This window comes from Variovorax sp. VNK109 (assembly GCF_049445855.1).
GTDB lineage: Bacteria > Pseudomonadota > Gammaproteobacteria > Burkholderiales > Burkholderiaceae_C > JAGOCV01.
Map to the genome: position 1 here is coordinate 378,800 of NZ_JBMSDV010000001.1, position 18,644 is coordinate 397,443.

Sequence of the window (18,644 nt, forward strand, 5' to 3'; positions counted from 1 at the left end):
GCTGTTCCCGCGTCAGGCCTGAGTGGCGCCGGACTTTTCGTCCTTGATCATGGCCGCGAATTCGTGACGGAAGTGCTTGATCATGGCCCGCACGGGCATCGCAGCCGCATCACCCAGCGCGCAGATCGTGCGGCCCATGATGTTGCCGGCCACGGAGTCGAGCAGGTCGAGATCGGCCTGGCGACCTTTCCCGGTGTGGATGCGGTCGACCACGCGCCACAGCCAGCCCGTGCCTTCGCGGCATGGCGTGCACTGGCCGCACGACTCGTGCATGTAGAAGTAAGACAGGCGCTTGAGCGACTCGACCATGCAGCGCGAATCGTCCATGACGATCACGGCGCCCGAGCCGAGCATCGAGCCCGCCTTGGCGATGGAGTCGTAGTCCATCGTGCACTGCATCATGACGTCGGCCGGCAGCACGGGTGCCGACGATCCGCCGGGGATCACGGCCTTGAGCGTGCGGCCCTTGCGAACGCCGCCAGCCAGCTCGAGCAGCTTGGAGAACGGCGTGCCGAGCGGAATCTCGTAGTTGCCGGGCAGTTCGACGTCACCGCTGATCGAGAAGATCTTGGTGCCGCCATTGTTCGGCTTGCCGCATTCGAGGTAGGCCTGACCACCGTTGCGGATGATCCACGGCACCGCCGCGAACGTTTCGGTGTTGTTGATGGTGGTCGGCTTGCCGTAGAGGCCGAAGCTCGCCGGGAACGGCGGCTTGAAGCGCGGCTGCCCCTTCTTGCCTTCGAGCGATTCGAGCAGCGCGGTTTCCTCGCCACAGATGTAGGCGCCGAAGCCGTGGTGACCGTGAAGCTGGAACGTGAAGTTGCTGCCCAGGATGTTGTTGCCGAGCAGGCCCGCGGCACGCGCTTCTTCGAGCGCAGCTTCGAAGCGTTCGTAGACCTGGAAGATTTCGCCGTGGATGTAGTTGTAGCCCACGTTGATGCCCATGGCATACGCCGCGATCGCCATGCCTTCGATGACGATGTGCGGGTTGTACATGAGGATGTCGCGGTCCTTGCACGTGCCAGGCTCGCCCTCGTCGGAATTGCAGACAAGGTACTTCTGGCCCGGGAACTGGCGGGGCATGAAGCTCCACTTCAGGCCCGAGGGGAATCCCGCGCCGCCGCGACCGCGCAATGCGGATTCCTTGACGGTGGCGATCACCTGGTCCTGCGTGAGCGGCTCGGCACCCGAACCGTCCTTGCCGAGGATCTTGCGCAGCGCCTGATAGCCGCCACGCGCCTCGTAATCGGCGAGGTGCCAGTTGCTGCCGTCGAGGTCGGCGTAGATCTGGGGATTGATGTGACGGCCGTGGAAGCAGGTCTGTACGCCCGTGGCCTGGAATTGCGCGAGGATCTTGTCGACGGACATCACTGGCCCTCCGCGGACTTGAGTGCATCGATCAGCTGGTCGAGCTTCTCGTTGCTCATGAAACTGCACATGGTGCGGTCGTTCACCAGCATCACCGGTGAGTCAGCGCATGCGCCAAGGCATTCGCTCTGTTGCAGCGTGAACAGGCCGTCGGCTGTGGTCTCGCCCATGGCGATGCCCAGCTTCTGCTCCAGATGGTGCAGCGCCTTCGCACCGTCGCGCAGCTGGCACGGCAGGTTGGTGCAAACGTTCAGCTTGAACTTGCCCACCGGACGCTGGTTGTACATGTTGTAGAACGAGGTGACTTCGTGCACCGCGATCGGGGGCATGCCCAGGTAATCGGCAATCTCGCGCTCGCTCTCGGGGCTCACATGGCCCTGCTCCTGCTGGACGATCGCGAGGCAGGCCATCACGGCCGATTGCGCCTGTTCTTTCGGGTATTTGGCCACTTCGCGCGCGAAGCGGGCCTTGGTGGTGTCAGAAATCATCGGTCGATTTCCCCAAAAACAATGTCCAGCGTGCCGATGATGGCCACCGCATCGGCCAGCATGTGGCCACGGGCCAGTTCGTTGAGCGCAGCCAGATGCACGAAACCCGGCGGGCGGATCTTCAGGCGATAGGGTTTGTTGGCACCGTCGCTCACGAGGTAGATGCCGAACTCGCCCTTCGGGTGCTCGACGGCGGCATACGCTTCGCCCGGCGGAACGTGGAAGCCTTCGGTGAAGAGCTTGAAGTGGTGGATCAGCTCTTCCATGTTGGCCTTCATCGACTCACGCGACGGCGGCGCCACCTTGTGGTTGTCGGTGATGACAGGACCGGGGTTCACGCGCAGCCAGTCCACGCACTGCTTGATGATGCGGTTGGACTGCGCCATTTCCTCCATGCGCACGAGGTAACGGTCGTAGCTGTCACCCGTCTTGCCGACCGGGATATCGAAATCCATGCGGTCGTACACCTCGTAGGGCTGCTTCTTGCGCAGGTCCCACGCGATGCCGGAGCCGCGCAGCATGGGACCCGTCATGCCGAGGTTGATGGCCCGCTCGGGCGAGAGCACGCCGATGCCAACGGTGCGCTGCTTCCAGATGCGGTTCTCGGTGAACAACGTGTGGTACTCGGCCATCAGCCCGGGGAAGCGCTGCGTGAAGTCGTCGATGAAGTCGAGCAGCGAACCCTGGCGGTTCTCGTTCATCTTCGCGATCGCCCTGGCGTTGCGGATCTTGTTGACCGTGTACTGCGGCATGGTGTCCGGAAGGTCGCGGTACACACCACCCGGACGGAAGTACGCCGCATGCATGCGCGCGCCGGAAACGGCCTCGTACATGTCGAACAGGTCTTCGCGCTCGCGGAAGCTGTAGATGAGGATGGTGGAACTGCCGCAGTCGTTGCCGTGCGAACCGAGCCACATCAGGTGGTTCAGCAGGCGCGTGATCTCGGCGAACATGACGCGGATGTACTGCGCGCGGATCGGCACCTCGATGCCCATGAGCTTCTCGATGGCGAGGCAATACGCGTGCTCGTTGCTCATCATCGACACATAGTCCAGGCGGTCCATGTAAGGCAGCGACTGGATGTAGGTGCGCGTTTCGGCCAACTTCTCGGTGGCACGATGGAGCAGGCCGATGTGGGGGTCGGCGCGCTGGACGACTTCGCCATCCAGCTCGAGCACGAGGCGCAGCACGCCGTGCGCGGCCGGGTGCTGCGGGCCGAAGTTCAGGGTGTAGTTCTTGATTTCTGCCATGTCAGTGCAGCCCGCCGCCGTAATTGTCCTCACGGATCACGCGGGGAATGATTTCGCGCGGCTCGATGGTCACCGGCTGGTAGACCACGCGGCGCTGCTCTTCGTCGTAACGCATCTCGACGTGGCCTGTGATCGGAAAGTCCTTGCGGAACGGATGGCCGATGAAGCCGTAGTCGGTCAGGATGCGGCGCAGGTCTTCATGGCCTTCGAACACGATGCCGTACAGGTCGAACGCCTCGCGCTCGAACCAGTTGGCCGAGGCCCAGAGGTCGTTGACCGACGCCACCATCGGCAGGCCGTCGTCTTCACAGAACACCTTGACGCGCACGCGCTGGTTGAGTTCGAGCGACAGCAGGTGCGAGACGACGGCGAAGCGTTCGCCTTCCCACTGGCCATCGCCATAGGTGGAATAGTCGACGCCGCACAGATCGGACAACAGGTTGAAACGGCAGTCCGGCGCGTCGCGCAGTGTCTGCATGGCCTTGAGGTAGTTCGCAGGCTTGACCACGACGGTCACCTCACCGAGCGCCAGCGTCACGCTGCGCGCCAGGTCGCCCAGAGCGGCAGCGACGACTTCCTTGAGGGTTTCGGGATGGAGGGCGGTATCACTCATCGGGCTTTCCTTCAGGCGCGCGCGATGGTGTTGGTGCGGCGGATCTTCTGCTGCAGCTGGATGATGCCGTACAGCAGTGCCTCTGCCGTCGGCGGGCAGCCAGGCACATACACGTCCACCGGCACGATGCGGTCGCAGCCGCGCACCACGGAATAGCTGTAGTGGTAGTAGCCGCCGCCATTGGCGCAAGAGCCCATCGACAGGACCCAGCGCGGCTCGGACATCTGGTCATACACCTTGCGCAGCGCGGGGGCCATCTTGTTGCACAGCGTGCCGGCCACGATCATCAGGTCGGATTGCCGGGGGCTGGCGCGGAACACTTCGGCGCCGAAGCGGCCGATGTCGTAACGCGCGGCGGCGGCGTGCATCATCTCGACCGCGCAGCAGGCCAGGCCGAACGTCATCGGCCACAGGGAGCCGGTCTTGGCCCAGTTCACCACGGCGTCATAGCTCGTGGTGACGAAGCCTTCTTTCATTACGCCTTCAATCATCGTGCAGCTTTCTGTTGTGTTTTTTCCTGGCAAGTGAAGGGCGGAACCGACAAGGGAATCACTCCCAGTCGAGCGCGCCCTTCTTCCATTCGTAGATGAAGCCCACCACGAGGATGCCGAGGAAAACGATCACCGACCAGAAACCCACGACACCGACATCCTTGAGCGCGACGGCCCAGGGGAAGAGGAACGCGATTTCCAGGTCGAACAGGATGAACAGGATGGCAACGAGGTAGTAGCGCACATCGAACTTCATGCGCGCGTCTTCAAAGGCCTCGAAGCCGCATTCGTAGGGGGAATTCTTGGCCGGGTCCGGCCGGTTGGGACCAAGGATGTAGCCGAGCACCTGGGGCGCCACTCCGACGCCGATGCCGACCAGGATGAACAAGAGGACGGGCAGGTACTGGTCGAGGTTCATCTTGGGCTCTGTTCACCGCAGGCTGCCGGTGAACCAGCCTGCCTGTTTATGGTGCCGTCGGCGAGACTCGAACTCGCACAGCTTTCGCCACTACCCCCTCAAGATAGCGTGTCTACCAATTTCACCACGACGGCGGTTTCTAGCGTGTTCGGATGGCATGAGGAACCTTGCGGCTTTTGGCTTTCCGAAAACCCTAGGAGTTTACCCTGAAAACACACGCGCTCTCCCCGGACACGCGTGTTTTTCAGAGTGGATTACTTGGTCGGAATCTGCCCTGCGCCAGTGGCAGGTGCCGTGGACGGCCCAGGCACGGTGGACGCTGCGGGTGCAGGCGTCGATGCAGCACCCGGCGTTGCGGCGGGCGGCGTGGAGTTGCCGGGGATCTGCGCTGCGCCGGTAGGCGGTGCCACGGGCGCTGACGGTGCCGCCGGTGCAGTCACTGCCGGACCGTCGAGCACGCTGCCCATGCCGGAGGGACGGGGCGTGCCGAAATAAGCCAGCAACAGCGTGCAGGCGAAGAACACCGAGGCCAGCACCGCCGTCGTGCGCGACAGGAAGTTCGCACTCCCGCTGGCACCGAACAGGCTGCCCGAGCTGCCGCCGCCGAACGCCGCGCCCATGTCGGCACCCTTGCCGTGCTGGATGAGGATGAGGCCGATCATGGCCACCGCGGTGAGCAGCTGGATCGCCAGGATGATGTTGAGGACGAAGTTCATCAGTTTTCTCCGGAATGGACTACAGGACCTGCGCCGCGCCGACGATGGCGAGGAAATCAGATGCCTTGAGGGACGCGCCGCCGATGAGGCCGCCGTCGATGTCGGGTTGGGCCAGCAGTTCGGCCGCGTTGCCCGCGTTCATGCTGCCGCCGTAGAGGATGCGGATGCCGCCTGCCGCAGGGCTGGCAACACCGAGCTGGGCCCGCAGCACGGCATGCACCTGCTGCGCCTGTTCGGGGCTCGCCGTCTTGCCGGTGCCGATGGCCCACACAGGCTCGTAGGCAACGACGATCTCGGTGATGCAATGACCGTTCTCGTGGATGACGGCGGCCAGCTGGCGGCGCACCACGTCATCCGTCTGGCCGGCCTCGCGCTCGGCGAGTGTCTCGCCAACGCAAACGATGGGGGTGATGCCGGCGGACAGCGCCGCCTTGGCCTTGAGCGCAACAGTCTCATCGGTCTCACCGTGGTACTGGCGACGCTCGGAATGGCCGACGAGTGCGAAGCGCACGCCGAACTCACGCAGCATGCGGCCGGACACCTCACCGGTGTACGCACCGGATTCGTGACGGGAAATGTCCTGCGCGCCCAGCCACAGGCGCGGCGCGCCAGAGGAATCACGGCTGCGATCCTGATAGCCCTGCACCTGCAAGAGATACGGCGCCGGCACGCAGACGGCCACGTCGCACGCGAGCGCGCGGCCGCCGAGCCCTTCCAGAACCGCGTCCAGCAACTGGGCATTGGCGCCCAGGTTGCCGTTCATCTTCCAGTTGCCAGCGATCAGCTTCTTCGTCATTTCAGCTTCACCAGGTCAGGACGATCTTGCCGACGTGCTGATTCGACTCCATGAGCACATGCGCCTTCGCAGCGTCGGCCGCCGCAAAGGTGCTGTGGATCACGGGGCGGATGCTGCCGCTGGCGATCAGCGGCCACACGTTGTGTCGCAGTGCCTGCGCGATCGCGACCTTGAAAGCGACGGGGCGCGGACGCAGGGTCGAGCCGGTCACCGTCAGGCGGCGGCGCAGGACCAGCCCCGCGTTGAAATCGGCCTTGGCACCACCCTGCACCGCGATGATGACCAAACGGCCGTCTTCGGCCATGCATTCGATCTCGCGCGACACGTACGAACCGGCCACCATGTCGAGCACCACATTCACGCCCTTGCCGCTCGTGAGGTTCTTGACCTCGGCGACGAAGTCGTGCGTGCGGTAGTTGATGGCATGGTCGGCACCGAGTCCGACGCAGGCCGCGCATTTGCTGTCGCTGCCGGCCGTGACGATCACGGTCGCGCCCAGCGCCTTGGCCATCTGGATGGCCGTGACGCCGATGCCGCTGCTGCCGCCCTGCACGAGGAGCGTCTCGCCCTTCTGCAACCCGGCACGGTCGAAAACATTGCTCCAGACCGTGAAGAAGGTTTCGGGCAGCGAAGCCGCCTCGACGTCCGACAGGCCTTCCGGCACCGGGAGCGTCTGGCCGACCGGCGCAACGCACAGTTCGGCATAGCCGCCACCGGCGACCAGTGCACAGACGCGGTCGCCGACCTTCAGGCCGGCTTCGGTCATGGCATCGCGGTCACCGGATTCGATGACGCCCGCGACCTCGAGGCCGGGAATGTCGGAGGCCCCCGGCGGCACCGGATAGTTGCCGGTGCGCTGGAGCACATCGGGACGGTTGACGCCACTGGCCGCGACGCGGATGAGCAACTCCCCTGCACCGGCAACCGGTGCAGGGCGCTCGCCCACCTTCAAAACGTCCGGCGCACCGAACGACGTGATCTCAATGGCCTTCATTGCTCGCAGGCGGTACAGCGTCGGCAGGTTGCTGCTGTTGCGCAGCGCGGTCGAGCAGCGCCTTCATGGACAGCTTCACGCGGCCCTTTTCGTCGGTCTCGAGCACCTTGACCTTCACGACCTGGCCCTCCTTGAGGTAGTCCGTGACCTTCTCGACGCGCTCGTGGGCGATCTGGCTGATGTGCAGCAGGCCGTCCTTGCCGGGCAGCAGGTTGATCAGGGCGCCGAAGTCCAGGATCTTGGTGACCGGGCCTTCGTAGACCTTGCCCACTTCCACTTCGGCGGTGATCTGCTCGATGCGGCGCTTGGCCTCGTCGGCCTTGGCCCCGTCTGTGGAAGCGATGGTGATGGTGCCGTCTTCCTCGATGTTGATCTGCGTGCCGGTTTCTTCGGTCAGCGCACGGATGACGGCGCCGCCCTTGCCGATCACGTCACGGATCTTCTCGGGGTTGATCTTCATCGTGTAGAGCTTGGGCGCGAAGTTGGAGACTTCGGTCTTCGCTTCGCCCATGGCGTCCTGCATCTTGCCCAGGATGTGCATGCGCGCTTCCTTGGCCTGGGCCAGGGCGACCTGCATGATTTCCTTGGTGATGCCCTGGATCTTGATGTCCATCTGCAGCGCGGTGATGCCGTTGGTCGTGCCGGCCACCTTGAAGTCCATGTCGCCCAGGTGATCTTCGTCACCCAGGATGTCGGTCAGCACGGCGAAGCGGTTGCCTTCCTTGATCAGGCCCATGGCAATACCAGCCACGTGGGCTTTCATCGGCACGCCGGCGTCCATCATCGCCAGGCAGCCGCCGCAGACCGAAGCCATGGACGACGACCCGTTCGACTCGGTGATCTCGGACACCACACGGATCGTGTAGGGGAATTCTTCCTTGCTCGGCAGGCAGGCGACGAGCGCGCGCTTGGCCAGGCGGCCGTGGCCGATTTCGCGGCGCTTGGTGGAGCCCATGCGGCCCACTTCACCAGTGGCGAAGGGAGGCATGTTGTAGTGGAACATGAAGCGGTCTTCGAACTCGCCGGCCAGCGCGTCGATGCGCTGCGCGTCGCGTTCGGTGCCCAGCGTGGATACGACCAGCGCCTGCGTTTCACCACGGGTGAACAGCGCAGAGCCGTGCGTGCGCGGCAGCACGGAATTGCGGATCTCGATGGGGCGCACGGTACGCGTGTCGCGGCCGTCGATGCGCGGCTCGCCAGCCAGGATCTGGCTGCGGACGATGGACGATTCGATGGCGAACATCAGGTCGCCGACCTTCACGGCGTCGAAGTCGGCGCCTTCTTCCTTCAGCGCGGCCAGCACCGAAGAAGAAGCTTCGCGCAGGGCTTGCGTGCGCGACTGCTTGCTGCGGATCTGGTAGGCGGCGCGCAGCTTTTCTTCGGCCAGCGCAGTGACCTTGGCGATGAACGGCTCGTCCTTGGCCGGCGGCTGCCAGTCCCAGGCCGGCTTGCCAGCGTCGCGCACGAGGTCATGAATCGCGTTGATGGCAATCTTGCCCTGTTCATGGCCGAACACCACGCCACCCAGCATGATTTCTTCGGACAGTTGCAGCGCTTCGGATTCGACCATCAGCACGGCAGCTTCGGTACCGGCGACCACGAGGTCCATCTGGCTGTCCTTGCGCTGGGTCTGGCCCGGGTTCAGGACGTATTCACCGTTGATGTAGCCCACGCGCGCAGCGCCGATCGGGCCCGCGAACGGAATGCCGGAGACGGCCAGTGCGGCGCTGGAGGCGATCAGGGCAGCGATGTCGGCATCGACTTCCGGGTTCAGTGACAGCGTGTGGATGACCACGTGCACTTCGTTGAAGAAGCCTTCGGGGAACAGCGGGCGGATCGGACGGTCGATCAGGCGGCTGGTCAGGGTTTCGAGTTCGCTGGGCTTGGCTTCACGCTTGAAGAAGCTGCCGGGGATCTTGCCGGCGGCGTAGGTCTTCTCGATGTAGTCGACGGTCAGCGGGAAGAAGTCCTGGCCGGGCTTGGCGGACTTGGAAGCCACCACGGTGGCGAGCACCACGGTGTCGTCCATGTTGACCAGCACGGCGCCGGTGGACTGGCGGGCGATTTCGCCGGTTTCCATGGTGACCGTGTGCTGGCCCCACTGGAAGGTCTTGGTGACTTTGTTGAAGAGACTCATGTTGGCTCCTGGGTTATGACGGGGAATGAAGGCCATTCCCCAAGCCCGGAGGACGCGTCACAGAACACGATGCCATTCCAGAGGGTTTCCGCGCCGACACGGCCGGGAAACGCTTTGGAATGACACAGCTTCGCTCTGTTTGGCTTCTCCGAAGTGCAAACGCCTGAGCTTGACTGGCAAACTCAGGCGTTTTTCGTTCAATACAGCTTACTTGCGCAGGCCAAGCTTGGCGATCAGCGCGGTGTAACGGTCAGCGTCCTTGGACTTGAGATAGTCCAGCAGCTTGCGGCGACGGCTCACCATGCGCAGCAGGCCGCGACGGCCGTGGTGGTCCTTGGCGTGCGTCTTGAAGTGGGGGGTGAGTTCGTTGATGCGGGCGGTCAGCAGTGCGACTTGCACTTCCGGGCTGCCCGTGTCGTTTGCGCTGCGCGCATTGGCCTGGACGACCTCGGCCTTGTTCAAAGCGGTCATTTGGGTTTCCTGTGAATGTTTGACTTGCGAGGGCGGCTGGAAATGCTGCCCACGTGTGCCCTGCGAAAGCAAAGCCTTGGAATTATAGCCAGTTTTCCAGCCGCCTGACCCCTTCGGCCAGTCGGGACAGGTCCTTGGAGGCAAAACACCAGCGCAGCCAGCCCTGCGCCTCGGGTGCGAATGCCTCCCCCGGGGCCAGGCCCAGACCGGCTTCGGCGACCAGCCTTTTGGCCGTCACCAGCGAGTCCGGGTGACCTTCCAGCTGGAAAAACGCGTACATGCCGCCCCTGGCGGGCGAAACACGCACCTGCGGCACCGCCTGCAGCAGGGGCACCAGCGTGTCACGGCAAGTCTTGAGGTGGGCGACCACGCGCGGCGTCACCTCGTCCTGCCGGGCCAGGGCGGCCAGGGCAGCGCGCTGGGTGAAGACACTGGCACAGGAGGTGTTGAACTCCACCAGCTTGCCCATGTGTTCGGTCATCGCGGATGGCATCACCAGCCAGCCCAGACGCCAGCCGGTCATGAGGAAGCTCTTGGAGAAACTGTGGGCGACGACGAGCCGGTCTTCCGTCGCGGCGACGTCCAGGAAACTCGGCGCGCAGCGGTTCGGCGTCGGCTCGTAGTACAGCCGCTCGTACACCTCGTCCGCCAGGATCCACGTGCCCGTCTTGCGGCAATGCTCCAGGATCGACTGCTGTTCTTCGCGACTGAGCGTCCAGCCGGTCGGATTGTTCGGCGCATTGACGATCAGCAGCTTCGTCGAGGGGGTGATGGCAGCCAGCAGCGCATCCAGGTCCAGCGTCCACGCGCCATCCACCGGCTTGAGCGGCACGCAACGCAGCTTTGCTCCCATGATGGCGGGCTGCGCAGTCAGGTTCGGCCAGACCGGCGTGACAGCGACCACGTCATCGCCCGCATCGACCAACGCCTGCACAGCAAGCATCAGCGCGCTCACGCCGCCGGAAGTCACGGCGATGCGGTCCGCAGTCACCTGCCCGTGCAACCCGCTGGCGTACGCCGCAATGGCTTCCCGAAGCTCCGGCAGGCCCAGGTTGTGGGCGTAGAAGGTTTCGCCGCTGCTCAGCGAATCGATGGCGGCCTGGCGGATGAAATCCGGCGTGACTTCATCACTCTCACCGAACCAGAATGCGAGCACGTCCTTGCGGCCGAGACCGGCGTTGGCGACTTCGCGGATGCGGGATGCTTCGAGATTCAGGATGGCGTTGCGCATGGATGACGGGACTTGTTCGATTCAGGAAGGACGGTTCATCTTGCAGGCGTGCGGCAACTCGGCCTGCGCGGCGGGGATGGTGCGGATGACGCGGAAGCCGTAACCCGAGCCCTCGACGTCGAACTTCACGCCCGGTGCACCCTGCCGCTCCATCAGGCCCACCGCCAGCGACTGCTGGAACTGGTGGTCTGCTGCGCGCATCGTACCCGTCTGTCCTGCGAGCGTGACGGATGCGTTCTCCATCTGCAGCGCCACGCGTACCGGATCGGTCGTGCCCGCCTTCTCGATGGACTGCGCCAGCGTCTCCACCAGCAGTTGCATGCGCATGTGCACGTAGTCTTCCGACGGTTTGGGAAAGCGCGCGCGGAACGACTGGTAGAACGCCTCGCTTTGGGGCGTGGGCCAGTTCGGCAGCCAGTCCGCCACGGCAATCACGCGGCCGACGCCGGCATCGCCCAGCGCGGCAGGTGCGCCCAGCGCGTTGCCATAGAAGGTGTAGAACTTGCCCTCGAAGCCGGCTTCACGCGCGGCTTTCACGAGCAGCGTGAGATCGTTGCCCCAGTTGGGGGTGAGCACGGCCTGCGCACCGCTGGCGACAATTTTCGACGCATATGGTGCAAAGTCCTTCACGCGGCCGATGGGGTGCAGCTCTTCACCGGCGATCCTCACATCCGGCCGCTGCGTGCCGAGCTGCCTGCGCGCCTCGCGCAGCACGGCCTGGCCGAAACTGTAGTCCTGCGCGATCAGATAGACGCTACCGACATCGCGGTCGTCCTTGAGCACGCTCATCAGTGCGGTCATGCGCATGTCGGCATGCGCATCGAAACGGAAGTGCCAGAAGCTGCAGCGCTCGTTGGTGAGCGTGGGCTCCACGGCCGAATAATTGAGGAACACGACGCGACGCGCAGGCTCGCGCTCGTTGTGCTTGTTGATGGCGTCGATCAGCACCGAAGCGGTGGATGAACTGTTGCCCTGCGCGACGTACTGCACGCCGCTGTCGATCGCCGAACGCAGCACGGAAAGCGCCTCCTCGTTCTGCCCCTTGCTGTCGAAGCGCTCGAGCGCCAGCGGCCGCGCGCCGCCCTGTGATGCGGGCAGTTTCACGCCGCCACGCGCATTCACGCGCTCCATGGCCCAGTGCAGATTGCGGAAGACGGCCTCGCCCGTGTTGGCAAACGGGCCGCTCAGGCTTTCGATGAGTGCGACGCGGATGGGTGCGCCGCCAGGAGGAACGGGAGTGGAAGAAGGCGCTGCTGCGGGGCCCTGGGCCCAGGCGAAAAGCGGAGCAGATAGCGCTGCGGCGAGGGATTTCAAGACCCGGCGGCGCAGATTTTTCATCAATGACTTTCCCTTGAAAAAGCAGGATGCACACACAGATTCCCTCCATGCGGCAATCGAGGTGAGAGCCGCGCAGTGTAAGGGACGACGCCAGCGCATTTCGCGTCAGCCGACCCTCAATGACTGACAAGGAAACATCATGTTTTTCGCTCCCGTTCTCCGCACCCGTGCTTACGCTCCCGCCCTGCGCTCGTTCGACCGCAGCTTCGAGCGTTTCTTCAACGACGCCCTGCAAGGCAGCCAGCATGCCGCCAACGTCGAACAGGACGACGCATCGTGGTCGATCACCCTGGACGTGCCCGGCGTGAGCCGCGAACAGCTGGACATCGGCATTGAAGGCAATGTCGTGCGCGTCGCCACCAAGGCCGAAGCCACCCGCCAATACAAGGCCGCCTACGAATTCGCACAGGAAATCGACGTGGCCGCCAGCGAAGCAAAGCTGGAAAACGGCGTGCTGACGCTCAAGCTCGGCAAGAAGGCGCCGGTGAGCAACGTCACCCAACTGACCGTGCAATAACACTGCAATCACTGCAACGAGGAAGACGCCGGCCCGCCGCCCATCCAGCGCAGCGGGTCCGGCAACTCAGGCGGACGACAGTTCCGCCAGCGGCCAGCGCGGCCTGACGTCGAAGGCGTACAGGCGGCTGGCCGATTCTTTTTGCGCGTCCAGGCGCATGGCCGCAGCCATGGCGATCATCGCGCCGTTGTCGGTACACAGGTCGAGTTCCGGGTAGTGCACGCGTACGCCGCGCTTGCGGCATTCGGCATTCAGCTGTTCGCGCAACAGGCGGTTGGCGCCGACACCACCGGCAACCACCAGACGCTTGAGCCCGGTTTCGTGCAGTGCGGCGACGGATTTCTTCAGCAACACCTCGACGATCGCAGCTTCGGTGGATGCAGCCAGATCCGCCTTGCGCAGCTCGAGTTCTTCGCCCAGTTTCTTCGCCTGCGTGAGCACGGCAGTCTTCAAGCCCGCGAACGAGAAATCGAGATCGCCGCTGTGCAGCAACGGGCGCGGCAGTTTGAATGCCGTCGCATCGCCCTGCTGCGCCAGGCGCGAAAGCGCAGGCCCGCCCGGATAGCCCAGCCCCATGAGCTTGGCCGACTTGTCGAAGGCTTCGCCCGCAGCGTCGTCGATGGTTTCGCCCAGCAATTCGTAGCGACCCACACCGTCCACACGCATGAGCTGCGTGTGCCCGCCGGACACCAGCAGCGCGACGAACGGGAACCCGGGCGCGTCCGCGCTCAGGAACGGCGAAAGCAGATGGCCCTCGAGGTGATGCACGCCAAGCACGGGTTTGTCGATCGCCGCGCCCAGGGCACACGCAACGCCCGCACCCACGAGCAATGCGCCCGCGAGACCGGGGCCTCGCGTGTACGCGACGACATCGACATCACTCAACGGCCGATCCGCATCGCGCAGTACCTGCGATGCCAGTGGCAGTACGCGGCGGATGTGGTCGCGGCTGGCCAGCTCCGGCACCACGCCGCCGTAAGCCTGATGCATCCGGATCTGGCTGTGCAGCCCGTGCGCCAGCAGGCGCGGCAACCCGGTGCCGCCGGACTCCACCAGCGCCACGCCGGTTTCGTCACACGACGATTCGATTCCCAGGACAAGCATGCGTCCGAGTGTAAAGTGCCCACGCGCCACGCTGGCGGCATGGTTGTTGCTGCTGCGGGTGCACCACAAGCGCCCACGATGAAATCCGGACTCAGCTTCCTTGTCGCCGCCCGCCAGAGCGAGATCGGCGAACTCGAACAGCTCGCCAAGACCAGCGAGCTGGTCAACGTGATCGGCCGCCTCATCCATGCGTTGCAGCGCGAGCGCGGCATCTCCAACATCTTCCTGGGCACACACGGCAGCCGCTTCGGGGACCAGCGCCGCCAGCAGATCGCCGAGTGCGACGAGGTCGAACAACGGGTGCGCGAACACTTCGACGCGCTGGACACCGACGCCTATCGCGCCTACAACGGCTCACGCCTGTTCAGCCGCATTGCCTTCGTGCTGCACGGGCTCGACGCCCTGCCCGGCCTGCGACAGCGCATCAGCACCATGGCGTTGCCGCCCGAAGAATCCACCGCCGCCTTCGTGCGCCTCATCGCCGGTTTGCTGGCCGTGGTGTTCGAAGCGGCCGACAGCGCGACCGACCCGGAAATCTCGCGCGCGCTGGTGGCGCTGTTCAACTTCATGCAGGGCAAGGAATTCGCCGGGCAGGAACGCGCCTTCGGTGCCTTCGTCTTCGCTTCTGGCCATGCGGATGCCGCACAGCAGCAGCAATGGCTGCACCTCATCGCGTCGCAGGAGGGCTGCTTCGATGTCTTCACCGACTTCTCCGATGCAGAAGTGCTGGCCTCCTGGCGCGCCAGCGAGAGCGGCGAGACCATGGCCGAGCTCGAGCGCATGCGCCGCATCGGCACCACGCTCAATGCGCGCGGCGCATTCGACACCGACCTGAGCCAGAAATGGTATGACTGCTGCACCCGCCGCATCGATGCGATGAAGATGGTGGAAGACCTGCTCGCCGCCCACCTGCGCATGCTGAGCGAACGCAAGATCGCGCAGGCCCGCGCCGAGTTGCGCGACCAGCAGGCCATCCTCGACGCGTTGTCGCGCGAAGCCGGCGCGGCGAGTCCGGGCGATCCGGCGCAGTACGGCCGCCACCTCGAGCGCTCGGTACTGGGCATGGTGCAGGAACAGTCGCGCCGCCTGCAATCGATGAGCGACGAGCTCGAGACCGTGCGCGCCGCGCTCAATGAACGCAAGGTGGTCGAGCGCGCCAAGGGCCTGCTGATGGCGACCCGCAAGCTCAGCGAGGAAGAAGCGTTCAAGATGCTGCGCCAGACCGCCATGAACCAGAACCGAAAGCTCGTGGAAGTGGCCGAATCGGTGCTGGCGATGGCGGAATACCTTTAGCTGCACCGCACAAAAGCTGTGCCTGGCGCGGCAAGCTCGCACCAGCTTGGCTCCGTCCGACCGGATGGTCGGAAATCGATGGACCCGCCATTCGACGTCGCCGGAACCGCGTGCTCCAGAGGGGAAACAGGCCAGCGGGCGCGCACGATCCCGATGGCGCGGCCAGGCTCGGCAACTGCTGGCACATTTTCTGCTTGAAGTGCAGCAAGGTCAGGCCAACGGCGGTCTGCCCGCAAGCCCTCCAAGGCTTACGTTTGGACAACGGCGTCCATTTCCCATCTGCGAAAGCAGATGCGAGATGGACGCCGTTTTTTATTTCAACTTCGAAAACCCGACGCATCAGGAGTTCACATGCAAGACCACGCTTCCGCCAACGCCTCCGGCGTGACACGCCGCTCCGTCCTGAAAGCCGCTGCCGGTGCAGCCGCCTCCGGCGGCTTGTGGCCCGGGATCGTTTCAGCGCAAGGCACGTCCCTGGAAACCAAAGCCGCCAAACTCGGCTTCATCGCGCTGACCGACGCCGCGCCACTGTTCGTTGCAGACGAAAAGGGCTTCTTCAAGAAGCATGGCATGACCGAGGTGGAGGTGCTCAAGCAATCTTCATGGGGCACGACCCGCGACAACCTCGTCCTGGGCTCGAAGTCCGGGGGCATCGATGGCGCCCACATCCTCACACCGATGCCCTACCTCATCAGCACCGGCGCGACAACGGCCAACAACGTCCAGGTGCCGATGAACATCCTGGCCCGTCTCAACCTGGGTGGCCAATGCATCTCGGTGGGCAACGAGTACAAGGACATGAAGGTCGGACTGGATACCAAAGATTTCGGCAAGGCGCTGCTCGCCAAGCGCGTGAAGACCGGCAAGTCCGTGAATGCGGCGATGACTTTCCCCGGCGGCACCCACGACATGTGGATCCGCTACTGGATGGCGGCCGGCGGTGTCGACCCGAACAAGGACATCACCACCATCGTGGTGCCGCCCGCGCAGATGGTGGCCAACATGAAAGTCGGCAGCATGGACACGTTCTGCGTCTGCGAGCCCTGGAACCGCCAGCTCATCAACCAGAAAATCGGCTACACGGCCCTCACGACCAGCGAGCTGTGGATGAACCATCCCGAGAAAGCGTTTGCGATGCGGGCCGACTACGTGCAGGCCAATCCGAACGCAACCAAGGCGCTGCTCAAGGCCGTCATGGAAGCGCAGATGTGGTGCGAAGACCCCGCGAATCGCGCCGAAGTTGCGGAGATCTGTTCGCGCCGCCGCTGGATCAACGCTCCCGTCGAAGACGTGATCGACCGCGTCAAGGGTGACTTCGACTACGGAACCGGCCGCATCGAGGCCAACAGCAAGTTCCAGATGCGCTTCTGGAAAGACAACGCCAGCTATCCGTACCAGAGCCACGACCTGTGGTTCCTCACGGAAAACATCCGCTGGGGCTACCTGCCGCCCAACCTGGACACCAAGGCGCTGATCGCCAAGGTCAATCGCGAGGACATCTGGCGCCAAGCGGCAAAGGAACTCGGAGTCGCGGCCAAGGACATTCCCGCATCGACTTCGCGCGGTGTCGAGAAGTTCTTCGACGGCAAGGTCTTCGATCCGGCCAATCCGAAGAAATACCTCGACAGCCTGTCGATCAAGTACCTCAAGAGCGCCTGACAGCTCGCGCACCACAAATCCACGGAGCACCCATGAGCAGCACAGAAACCATCGAACCGATCCGGCTCGCGGCACCAGACGAGCCTTCGAAAGCCGCTGTCTGGCTGACGGGGAAGGCGCGCACGCTCGCGGCCCATATCGTCCCGCCCCTCGTGATTCTCGCGATCCTGCTGCTCGTCTGGGAGGCGTGGGGCACGCGCCCCGGCGCGGCGCTTCCCCCGCCCAGCAAGGTCGTGCAGGACACCTGGGAGCTGATCGTCCACCCGTTCTACGACAACGGCGGCAACGATGTCGGCATTGCATGGCAACTGCTTGCCAGCCTCAAGCGGGTCGCCTATGGCTACGCGCTGGCAGTGGTGGCCGGTGTGAGCCTCGGTGTGCTCGTGGGGCAGTCGACCTGGGCATTGCGCGGCCTCGATCCCATCTTCCAGGTTCTGCGCACGGTTCCTCCGCTGGCCTGGCTTCCGATCTCGCTGGCGGGCTTCCGCGACGGCCATCCTTCCGCGATCTTCGTGATCTTCATCACTTCGGTCTGGCCGATCATCATCAACACGTCCATTGGTGTGCGCAACATTCCCGACGACTACCGGAACGTGGCGAAGGTGATCCGGCTCAATGGCATCGAATACTTCTCCAAGATCATGCTGCCAGCCGCCGCGCCCTTCATCTTCTCGGGACTGCGTATCGGCGTCGGCCTGTCGTGGCTTGCCATCGTGGCGGCGGAGATGCTCATCGGCGGCGTGGGCATCGGCTTCTTCATCTGGGACGCGTGGAACTCCTCGCGCATCAGCGACATCATCCTGGCGCTCGTTTATGTGGGATTGATCGGGTTCCTCCTCGATCGCATCGTGGCCTGGATCGGCCGCCTGGTCACCCGCGGCACCTCGGCCAGTTGATTGCAGGAAGGAAACGGATCATGAGCGACGCATACCTCAGCCTGTCCCGCGTGGACATGACATTCGCCAGCAAGGGCGGCACAACCAATCCGGTGCTGCGCAATATCAATCTCGATGTGAAGCGCGGGGAGTTCATTTCCCTGATCGGGCACTCGGGCTGCGGCAAGTCGACGGTGCTCAACATCGTCGCCGGCCTGCTCAAGTGCACGGGCGGCGGTGTCATCGTCGACGGCAAGGAAGTCAACGCCCCGGGCCCCGATCGCGCGGTGGTTTTCCAGAACCACTCGCTGCTGCCCTGGCTCACCGTCTGGCAGAACGTGGAGATCGCGGTCAACAAGATTTTCCGCGACAGCAAGACCGCTGCCGAACGCAAGGCATGGATCGAACACAACCTCGAGATGGTCAGCATGGCGCACGCCTTGCACCGGCTTCCCTCCGAAATTTCCGGCGGCATGAAGCAGCGCGTGGGCATCGCCAGGGCGCTGGCCATGGAGCCGAAGGTTCTTCTTCTGGACGAACCGTTCGGGGCTCTCGATGCCCTGACGCGCGCCCACCTGCAGGACGAAGTGATCCGCATCCAGGGCGAGCTCGGCAACACGGTGCTCATGATCACCCACGATGTCGACGAAGCCGTGCTTCTGTCCGATCGCGTCGTGATGATGACCAACGGACCAGCCGCAACCATCGGCCAGATCATGGACGTGCCGCTGCCGCGTCCGCGCAATCGCCTCGCCCTGGTCGAAAACCCTGTCTACAACCATTGCCGCCAGGAAATCCTCACCTTCCTCTACGAGAAGCAGCGCAAGGTGGAGCCCATCTCTTTGCGCAACGCCTCCGCAGATCCGGTGGCCATGCGCGCCTGAA

The 18,644-nt window shown here is 64.2% G+C and carries 19 protein-coding genes and 1 tRNA gene; 5 read left to right on the plus strand and 15 right to left on the minus strand.

The genetic code is table 11. The annotated features are described in order from the left end of the window. Positions 1-12: 12 nt before the first annotated feature. The 14 genes from nuoF to ACO2Q9_RS01820 all read right to left on the minus strand — a co-directional run bounded on the left by nuoF (position 13) and on the right by ACO2Q9_RS01820 (position 12,311). A complete protein-coding gene (gene nuoF / locus ACO2Q9_RS01755) occupies positions 13-1,368 on the minus strand; it encodes an NADH-quinone oxidoreductase subunit NuoF (RefSeq protein WP_423307684.1) in 1,356 nt (451 codons plus the stop codon). Continuing rightward, positions 1,368-1,856, minus strand: coding sequence for an NADH-quinone oxidoreductase subunit NuoE (gene nuoE, locus ACO2Q9_RS01760; RefSeq protein ID WP_423307686.1), 489 nt, complete (start codon positions 1,854-1,856; stop codon positions 1,368-1,370). The genes nuoF and nuoE overlap by 1 nt, the downstream gene beginning before the upstream one ends. Next, the gene (locus ACO2Q9_RS01765) at positions 1,853-3,106 is read right to left on the minus strand and encodes an NADH-quinone oxidoreductase subunit D (RefSeq protein ID WP_423307688.1); all 1,254 of its coding nucleotides are present in this window, start codon (positions 3,104-3,106) and stop codon (positions 1,853-1,855) included. Before ACO2Q9_RS01765 ends, nuoE begins: the two co-directional genes overlap by 4 nt. 1 nt (position 3,107) lies before the next feature. Next, positions 3,108-3,719, minus strand: a complete 612-nt coding sequence (locus ACO2Q9_RS01770) for an NADH-quinone oxidoreductase subunit C (protein ID WP_423307690.1) — start codon at positions 3,717-3,719, stop codon at positions 3,108-3,110. 11 nt (positions 3,720-3,730) lie between these two features. Beyond that, entirely contained in the window at positions 3,731-4,210 is a 480-nt protein-coding gene (locus ACO2Q9_RS01775; protein WP_423307692.1) for a NuoB/complex I 20 kDa subunit family protein, read from the minus strand. Between the two features lie 58 nt (positions 4,211-4,268). Next, entirely contained in the window at positions 4,269-4,628 is a 360-nt protein-coding gene (locus tag ACO2Q9_RS01780) for an NADH-quinone oxidoreductase subunit A (protein WP_423307694.1), read from the minus strand. A gap of 49 nt (positions 4,629-4,677) precedes the next feature. After that, positions 4,678-4,762: transfer RNA gene (locus ACO2Q9_RS01785), tRNA-Leu, on the minus strand. A gap of 120 nt (positions 4,763-4,882) precedes the next feature. Continuing rightward, entirely contained in the window at positions 4,883-5,344 is a 462-nt protein-coding gene (secG, locus tag ACO2Q9_RS01790) for a preprotein translocase subunit SecG (RefSeq protein WP_423307696.1), read from the minus strand. A 19-nt stretch (positions 5,345-5,363) separates the two neighbouring features. Next, positions 5,364-6,140, minus strand: a complete 777-nt coding sequence (gene tpiA, locus ACO2Q9_RS01795; protein WP_423307698.1) for a triose-phosphate isomerase — start codon at positions 6,138-6,140, stop codon at positions 5,364-5,366. Between the two features lie 7 nt (positions 6,141-6,147). After that, on the minus strand, positions 6,148-7,134 hold the full coding sequence (locus ACO2Q9_RS01800) for an NAD(P)H-quinone oxidoreductase (protein ID WP_423307700.1): 987 nt from the start codon (positions 7,132-7,134) through the stop codon (positions 6,148-6,150). After that, on the minus strand, positions 7,121-9,271 hold the full coding sequence (gene pnp / locus ACO2Q9_RS01805) for a polyribonucleotide nucleotidyltransferase (RefSeq protein WP_423307702.1): 2,151 nt from the start codon (positions 9,269-9,271) through the stop codon (positions 7,121-7,123). The genes ACO2Q9_RS01800 and pnp overlap by 14 nt, the downstream gene beginning before the upstream one ends. Positions 9,272-9,478: 207 nt before the next feature. Beyond that, a complete protein-coding gene (rpsO, locus tag ACO2Q9_RS01810) occupies positions 9,479-9,742 on the minus strand; it encodes a 30S ribosomal protein S15 (protein WP_423307704.1) in 264 nt (87 codons plus the stop codon). Between the two features lie 82 nt (positions 9,743-9,824). Then, the gene (locus tag ACO2Q9_RS01815; RefSeq protein ID WP_423307706.1) at positions 9,825-10,973 is read right to left on the minus strand and encodes a pyridoxal phosphate-dependent aminotransferase; all 1,149 of its coding nucleotides are present in this window, start codon (positions 10,971-10,973) and stop codon (positions 9,825-9,827) included. 21 nt (positions 10,974-10,994) lie between these two features. Next, positions 10,995-12,311 carry a branched-chain amino acid ABC transporter substrate-binding protein gene (locus ACO2Q9_RS01820; RefSeq protein ID WP_423307708.1) on the minus strand — a complete coding sequence of 439 codons (1,317 nt, stop codon included), beginning with the start codon at positions 12,309-12,311 and terminating at the stop codon, positions 10,995-10,997. 139 nt (positions 12,312-12,450) lie between these two features. Between ACO2Q9_RS01820 and ACO2Q9_RS01825 the strand changes: the two genes are divergently transcribed. Continuing rightward, positions 12,451-12,828 carry an Hsp20/alpha crystallin family protein gene (locus ACO2Q9_RS01825; RefSeq protein WP_423307710.1) on the plus strand — a complete coding sequence of 126 codons (378 nt, stop codon included), beginning with the start codon at positions 12,451-12,453 and terminating at the stop codon, positions 12,826-12,828. A gap of 66 nt (positions 12,829-12,894) precedes the next feature. Here the strand turns inward: ACO2Q9_RS01825 and tsaD are convergent, their stop codons facing one another. Then, complete coding sequence (tsaD, locus tag ACO2Q9_RS01830; RefSeq protein ID WP_423307712.1) at positions 12,895-13,932, minus strand: tRNA (adenosine(37)-N6)-threonylcarbamoyltransferase complex transferase subunit TsaD; 1,038 nt, start codon at positions 13,930-13,932, stop codon at positions 12,895-12,897. A 78-nt stretch (positions 13,933-14,010) separates the two neighbouring features. Here tsaD and ACO2Q9_RS01835 point away from each other — a divergent pair, with 78 nt between their 5' ends. From ACO2Q9_RS01835 to ACO2Q9_RS01850, 4 genes are all read left to right on the plus strand, one after another. Next, positions 14,011-15,225, plus strand: coding sequence for a nitrate- and nitrite sensing domain-containing protein (locus ACO2Q9_RS01835; RefSeq protein WP_423307714.1), 1,215 nt, complete (start codon positions 14,011-14,013; stop codon positions 15,223-15,225). A 351-nt stretch (positions 15,226-15,576) separates the two neighbouring features. Then, on the plus strand, positions 15,577-16,884 hold the full coding sequence (locus ACO2Q9_RS01840; protein ID WP_423307716.1) for a CmpA/NrtA family ABC transporter substrate-binding protein: 1,308 nt from the start codon (positions 15,577-15,579) through the stop codon (positions 16,882-16,884). 32 nt (positions 16,885-16,916) lie between these two features. After that, the gene (gene ntrB / locus ACO2Q9_RS01845) at positions 16,917-17,780 is read left to right on the plus strand and encodes a nitrate ABC transporter permease (protein ID WP_423307718.1); all 864 of its coding nucleotides are present in this window, start codon (positions 16,917-16,919) and stop codon (positions 17,778-17,780) included. Between the two features lie 20 nt (positions 17,781-17,800). Continuing rightward, a complete protein-coding gene (locus ACO2Q9_RS01850) occupies positions 17,801-18,643 on the plus strand; it encodes an ABC transporter ATP-binding protein (protein WP_423307720.1) in 843 nt (280 codons plus the stop codon). Position 18,644 lies beyond the last annotated feature (1 nt).